The sequence below is a fragment of the Brevibacterium sp. genome (genome assembly GCF_022712115.1).
GTDB lineage: Bacteria > Actinomycetota > Actinomycetes > Actinomycetales > Brevibacteriaceae > Brevibacterium > Brevibacterium salitolerans.
The window spans coordinates 1-6,845 of record NZ_JALAHB010000081.1 but is presented as its reverse complement, the minus strand read 5'-3'; the positions used below and the strand labels follow the sequence as shown (position 1 = coordinate 6,845).

The window sequence follows — 6,845 nt, the reverse complement described above, 5'->3', positions numbered from 1 at the left end:
TCCCCGTGCTCGCAGCCCCGGAGGCCCTGCGGTCGGCCGGGCCGGTCGGCGCGCGCGCTGGCGGGCGGCCGCGCGGTTGCGCGGGAGCGCGTGAGCGTGTGAGCGTGTGAGCGTGTTAGCGTGTGAGCGTGTGAGCGTGGCGGCGGGCGGTGCTGACTGGATGTTTCACGTGAAACAGGGGGGCGGGGTGCGACGCGCCGCTACACGCGATCTGGATCCGGCACCGTACGGCCGCGGGGACTGTCCTGGAATGCGCGACTCGATTGCGCACGATGCTGGCAGTGCTCGGCGCGACGCTGTCGGGGCGATGCGACTCAGCTGCGGATCCCCTTCTGCTCATGCAAGCAATGAAGCGCCTCCCGTGCTTTCAGTATCGATCGTCTCTCGGAAGCGAGGCGGTCACCCCTGGCTCTCCGGTGACACCTCCGGTCCCGTTTCACGTGAAACGACCGGACTAGACATGCTCGGGCATCCGGAACCTCCCCAGTTGATGTGGAACGGATAGCCTTCCAAGGCCTCTGCCAGTACCTCAGGACGACCTGGCGACGGAGGAGGCGCGGCAGCTATGCACGACGCGCTTGAGCCGTACTGTGGGAGCTTTGATTCCTCAGGATGCAGGGCAGGGCTTCATCTCGGGACCATTGACTGTATGGCGTGTCGGTCAGATCAGAAACAGCGAGAGGATCCCCAGAGGGGCGACCTGCCGATGAACGCGAGGAGGTGCCGATGGCCCGCCCGCACGTGTCCGGGGCGCCATGGTCCGAGGCGAACTGTACTGGGCGGATACCGCTGGGACAACGGCACTGAGCGAATGGCACTGGGAGAACGCTGTAGGACGGATGCTGTAGGACGCGTCCACTCGTTGTCGGTCCGCTCAGCGCCCGCCCCCACTGGTCCTTTCTCCCACAGTGCTGGCATGCGCTCAGAAGCGCCCAGCGGTAGAGCATTACCGTACGTCAGTTGCCTGGAACGCGTGGCGCATCTCCGCTGCACGTGGGGACCTGTACTCACACGTCCGGTGCGCGACTTCCAGCACGCGAGCTGTCCACCAGCTCCGTCCCGGCTCTGTGCGGAGACTGAATGGTCGGAAGGGCCGCATGCGTGCTGGCAGCCTGCGCGGTCGGCTTGGTGACGGGGCCCCACGCCCGGCCGGGTGCCGGGATCGCTCATAGGTTCTCTGCATCCCCTTTTGCCTCACTCGCCCGCATGTTCCGCCTCTGTCAGGACACTGCTCACGCCGTCAGGACACTGCACACATCACGCTGGGAACATCGACCTCCGCAATGCCGAAAGGCGCTGGGGCGGTGGGCGGATGCTGGTGCGGAGAATGCCAGGAGACGCATGGGCTGCGGCTCGCAGCCGCGCAGCACAGACGCCGATGTTTCGTACGGAAGAAGTATCAGTTCCCGGTGTACAGCGCCTGCAGACCTACGCGCCTATGGGCGAGTAGCCGAGAGGTTGATGAGTAGGGTCGATTCGATCTGTGCTGTGGCGCATATGCTGAATGAGATTCGAGTGCAGGGGGGCAGCGCGTGAATGCGATCGTCGAGTTGAGCTATCCCTTTGGGGGCCACTGGCGCGTGCGGAACAGTCCTGCCGACCGTGTCCCCAGCCATGGCACCCGGCTCTACGCCTCGGCATATGCGATTGACTTCGTTCCTGTCGATGAACGAGACATCTCTGCGCGGATGGGATTTCAAGCGTTCATGCGTCCGGAGGCTCCTGATCGCTTCGCTGGGTTCGGACGTCCGATCCTCTCTCCGGTGGCCGGAACAGTCGTGTCTGCGCACGACGGGGAGGAGGATCACACCGCCTACAGAGGCATTCCGTCCGTGGGGTATGCACTGACGCAATACCGGCGAGCAGCGTTCGGATGGCGGGCGTTGGCGGGCAACCACGTCCTGGTGGAGAGCAACGGCGTGGTCGTCGCTCTCTGCCATCTCCGGCACGGAAGCGTGGCGGTGCGTCCCGGTATGCGAATCCGGAGGGGTGAGGTCCTGGGACTGTGCGGCAACTCGGGCAACAGTACGGAGCCCCACGTTCACGTACAGGCCATGGACGGTGCCGATATCGCCTCCGCTGCTCCAGTGCAGATCGTGTTCAGCGGCAGGGTGCCGAAGAGCGGTGAGATCGTCCGCGCGGGGAGAGCGCTGGCATGAACCGGCGGGAAGCCTCAGCAGACAGACTCGATAGGCGTGAAAGAGGGGCTGTGCTCCCCGTGAAAAACAGTTTCACGTGAAACACAGCCCCAGGAAGGCGGCCTCTCATTGCCGGGCCGTGCGGCGGGAGATGCCTGTGGCGAACCCGACGATGCGCTCCGGCAGGCGTCACCTGTCGGAGTCGGACCGCTCGATCATCGCGCGCAGGGCCGTGAGATCGACCGTGCCCGTTTCCGGATCATTGCGTTCCGTGAGGTACAGGCGCTGGAGGGCGACGGAGACGGATTCGGCCACGGCATCCCTCACCACTGCGGAATGGAGCCGGCGACGATCCTCCGGGTTCGTCATGTACCCGACCACCACGTGAGCGGTGGGCACTCGGTGCTTCTGCAGCGAGCCCCAGGTCCGTGGATGCGTGCCGCAGTCGAGGAAATCCGTGCGCGAGGCGATCTCACGGCTGATGAGCTGTGAGAGCCTTCGTCCGATCGGTGACTGTTCGCCGTTGACGGAGCCGAAGTAGAAGACAGCGACTCCGTTGGCGGCGGCATCGGAGTGCAGGTCCTGGGAGATCGTGATGAGTGCGGAGCTCTTGGTGTCCGCGAGCTGCTCCGCCTCCCGGTTGTCCGCGTCCATGACGAAGGGGGAGGCGCCGACCGCCGCCAGCCGGCCGGCGATGCGCCGAGCGATGTCGCCCGAGTACCCCAGCATCTCCGCATCGTGTTCGCGGTGAAGCTGCGGATCGGGTGATACCGGAATCTGAGGCGCCGCGTCGATGAGGAAGGTGCGCCCGGAGAGCGAGGGGCCGTCAGAGCGCAGCCGTGCGGTCTCGCGCAGGGCGAAGAGATCGCCGCTCGCCTGTCCGCGGGTGACGGCCGAGAGCCCGCGGAGCGTGCGGGGCCCGGCGACGCCGTCCACCTCGAGCCCCAGGCTCTTCTGGAGTTCGCGCACTGCGGCATGCGTCCGTTCCGCGAACACGCAGTCCACGCGCCAGGCGTAGAGCCCCAGCCGTGCGAGGCTCCGCTGCAGTTCGGCCACGTCGTCGCCGGCGAACGGACGCACAGGGTCGAAGCGGAGGACGCGGTCACCCAGGCGATGACGTGCCAGCTCCACCTGCCCCCAGGTCTGCTGGCCGAGCACACCGTCCGTGTACAGGCCCCTGTCCTGTTGGAACGACCGCACCGCGTAGTCGAACATGTGGTCGAAGACGCTGCTGGAGGCGTCTCCGACGGAATACCCCAGCCGGCTCAGCTGGGCCTTCACCGCGGGGAGCACGGCATCGTCGTCACCCAGGCGGTAGGTGGTGGTGTGGCTAGTCATCTGTCTCGTCTCTGGCTCGGTTCCGGCAGGGAGTGCGGGAGCTGTGTCCCTGTCGCTCGGTGTCCTCGCTCCGCCCTTGCAGCAGTCCCTCAGTGCGCCTCAGGCGCCCGTTGATGCTACAACGGGCGCCTGAGAGTTCCTGAAGGCCGGTGAAGGGCGTCAGGAGGTGCTGCGGGGACGCCGCTCAGAGGGAGGGCTCGATCTCCTGCAGCAGTGCCGGCTTGGGCCGAGCACCGATGATCTGCTTGACGACCTCACCGTTCTTGAAGAGATACATCGCCGGGATCGAGGTGATGCCGTAGGAGCCTGCGGTCTGCATGTTCTCGTCCGTGTTCACCTTGACCACCTTGAGGCGGTCGGAGAGCTCCTCCCCGATCTCGTCGACGATCGGGGAGACCATGCGGCACGGACCGCACCAGGGCGCCCAGAAGTCCACGAGGACGGGCTTGTCCGATTCGAGGACCTCGGCGGAGAAAGTGGCATCTGTGACTTCGAGGGACATGTCGTCCTCCTTGCAGTAGCGGTGGTCTCGGTATGGGGGAGCTGTCGGGTTCGACACCGGCAGCCGGATGGAGGGTGTGGGGCTCAGGCGCCTGCGACCGCGGTGAGAGGAGCCTCGGCGGCAGCCTGGTCGCGGTCTGCCAGGTAGTGTTCTGCATCCAGTGCGGCGGAGCAGCCCGAACCTGCCGAGGTGATCGCCTGCCTGTACACGGGGTCGATCACGTCACCTGCGGCGAAGACGCCTTCGAAGCTGGTGCGGGAGCTGCGTCCCTCGACGGCCAGGTACCCGTCCTCACGGAGCGTGAGGACGTCTGCGAACAGTGAGGTGCGGGGATCGGACCCGATCGCCACGAACATGCCGGTGACGGGCAGCTGGCTCCGCTCGCCGGTGACGGTGTTCCGGATCGTGAGGCCCGTGAGGGAGTCCTCACCGTGGATCTCGTCCACCGCCGAGTCGAAGAGGAACTCGATCTTGGGGTCCGCCTTGGCGCGGTCCTGCATCGCCTGGGACGCACGGAGCTCCTGGCGACGGTGGACGACAGTGACCTTGGAGGCGAAGCGACTGAGGAACGTCGCCTCCTCCAGCGCGGAATCGCCTCCGCCGATCACGGCGATCTCCTGGCCCTTGAAGAAGAAGCCGTCACAGGTGGCGCACCAGCTGATGCCGTGGCCGGAGAGCTTCTTCTCGTTGGGCAGTCCGAGCTCGCGGTACGCGGAGCCGGTGGCGAGGATGAGGGACTCGGCGGTGTACTGCGCGCCCATCGCGGTGACGAGGCCGTGGGCACCGGGCCGGAAGTCGATGGTCGCCACATCGTCGTACACGACGGTGGCGCCGAAGCGTTCGGCCTGCTGGCGCATGCTCTCCATGAGCTCCGGCCCCTGGACCCCCTCGGGGAACCCGGGGAAGTTCTCCACGTCCGTGGTGTTCATCAGCTCGCCGCCGGCGGTCACGGAGCCCGCGATGACCACGGGTTCGAGGTTCGCGCGTGCGGCGTAGATCGCTGCCGTGTAGCCCGCCGGGCCCGAGCCGACGATCACGAGGCGGTGGTTGGTCATGTCCCTCCTAGGTCTCAGCAGGCCAACACGGCGCTGCGGACGAATATTCCTCTGTGCGATCTCCGCACGGCCTGCTGAGCACCGCGCAGGCGCATCAGTCGATCTCGACGTGAGTGATCTGTCCGCGGTAGCCCTCACCCGCAGGTGCGAGCTCCGTGTACCAGACGAAGACGTACTCGGCGGTCTGGGGCTCGTCCAGCTCCACCGTGGTCGAGCCGCCGTCGAGCCGGGCTTCACCGACGGTCTCCGCATCCTCCGGATCGTCGGAGTCGCCCACCCGGATCTCCACCGTGGAGCCCTGGTCCGGGGAGTCGATGGTCACGGAGGAGACGGATGCCTCCTCCTCGAGCGCGAAGCCGAGGCCGAGGCCCGACTTCAGGCTGCCGAACGCCGCCGAGTTGTAGCGGTCCGTCTGCCACTGGCTGTCGTCATCGGAGAGGACGTTGTCCACCGCGGTGGGATTCTCCGAGCCGTCGCCCTCCGGGTCGAGGTCCGTCACCGAATCGATGGCGGGTGCGGGGCCCTCCGGTTCCGCGGACGGCTCCTCGCTGGGTGAAGGCGCCTGCGAGGGCACTGCTGTGGGTGCGGGGTTGGGCTGGGGTTCGGAGGAGCTGCTGAGGTTCCTCACCGCGATGATGCCGAACACCACGGCGCCGATGAGCAGGATCGCACCGATCACCGTCCAGACGATGGCCCCCCGGCGTCGCCGCGGCTGCTGCGGAGCCGCCGGCGCTGCCGCCGCTCCACCGCCGTTCTGCGCCGGGCCGGACGGAGAGCCGGCGCCGGCAGCTGCAGCCGCACCTGCGCCCGTTCCGGCCGCGAGCCTGACGGCGCCGGGACGATCAGGCGTGCCGGAGGTCTGCTCCTGCGCGGAGTGCTGCGTCTTGGGCCGTCCTGCCGACTTCCGTGGACCGGCCGGCTCCGCGCTCCGAACATCCTGCGACGAGTTCTGCGAGGTGGCGGTACTCGGCGCTGCTGCGCCGCCTGCGGCAGGTGCATCCTGTGCCGCCGCTGCGTCCTGCGCAGAGTTCGAGTGCGCGGTCGGGGCGGACTCTGACCCTGCCGCCGCCTGCGCACCGGACGGTGTTCCATCCCCGGGATGAGCCTCTGTCTCTGACCCTGCCGCAGCCTTGGCCTGCGGCTCGCCGCCGGTGCCGGTGTGCGAATCACCGTCTGCCGTCCGGGGTGCCTGCGCCGCGGCAGCTGCGGCCGTCGCCTTCCGGTGCCGGTCGCGGCGCTGCTCCGCGGCGAGTGCGCGCTCGCGTGCCTCCTCGTTGAGCCGGCGCTCACGCGCCCGCTCGCGTTCGAAAGCGGTGCGCTGGCGCTCCAGCTCCTCCTCGCGCGTGGTGAACATGCCGCCCAGGAACCAGGAGCCGTCAGCGGCCTCCTCGCCGTCGCCGCTCTCTGCGGACACGGGTGCGGTTCCGTCCGCCTCGGAATCGACCGTCATGTCCTCGGTGACCACGGGCATCTGCTGGGTCTCGAGGTTCTCCGTGAACAGCTCTTCGCGGTTCATGATGGGAGCGGTGAGATTGCGGTCGTACTCCTGTTCGGCCAGCCCGGAGTACTCGGAGATCGTGTCCTCCGGATCCCACTCCGCCGTCTCCGCTTCCGCCAGCTGGTGGGGGGAGAGCGGGAAGACGCTGGCTTCACGCATCTGCATCTGCTCGTCCAGCTTGGTGTGCACCCCGTCCGCTCGACCGGCGGAATAGCCGGAGACGCCGGGACGCGTCATCCCGATCCGGGCGAGAGCCGCCTGGATCTGCGCGGGTGAGGCGCTGCGCTTGGACGGTGCCGGTGCGGGGGCCGGCC

The 6,845-nt window shown here is 67.7% G+C and carries 4 protein-coding genes and 1 pseudogene; 1 reads left to right on the top strand and 4 read right to left on the bottom strand.

Going from position 1 to position 6,845, the window contains the following annotated elements; genetic code table 11:
- Positions 1-1,532 precede the first annotated feature (1,532 nt).
- Positions 1,533-2,159: a M23 family metallopeptidase gene (locus Q0A33_RS04990; RefSeq protein ID WP_291794019.1), complete on the top strand. Its 627-nt coding sequence runs from the start codon at positions 1,533-1,535 to the stop codon at positions 2,157-2,159.
- A gap of 168 nt (positions 2,160-2,327) precedes the next feature.
- Here the strand turns inward: Q0A33_RS04990 and Q0A33_RS04985 are convergent, their stop codons facing one another.
- The 4 genes and pseudogenes from Q0A33_RS04985 to Q0A33_RS04970 all read right to left on the bottom strand — a co-directional run.
- The gene (locus Q0A33_RS04985) at positions 2,328-3,476 is read right to left on the bottom strand and encodes a peptidoglycan-binding protein (protein WP_291794015.1); all 1,149 of its coding nucleotides are present in this window, start codon (positions 3,474-3,476) and stop codon (positions 2,328-2,330) included.
- 184 nt (positions 3,477-3,660) lie between these two features.
- Positions 3,661-3,978, bottom strand: a complete 318-nt coding sequence (gene trxA / locus Q0A33_RS04980; protein ID WP_291794011.1) for a thioredoxin — start codon at positions 3,976-3,978, stop codon at positions 3,661-3,663.
- Between the two features lie 83 nt (positions 3,979-4,061).
- The gene (gene trxB, locus Q0A33_RS04975) at positions 4,062-5,033 is read right to left on the bottom strand and encodes a thioredoxin-disulfide reductase (RefSeq protein ID WP_291794008.1); all 972 of its coding nucleotides are present in this window, start codon (positions 5,031-5,033) and stop codon (positions 4,062-4,064) included.
- Positions 5,034-5,127: 94 nt separating this feature from the next.
- A pseudogene (locus Q0A33_RS04970) lies at positions 5,128-6,845 on the bottom strand (hypothetical protein); the annotation flags it as partial.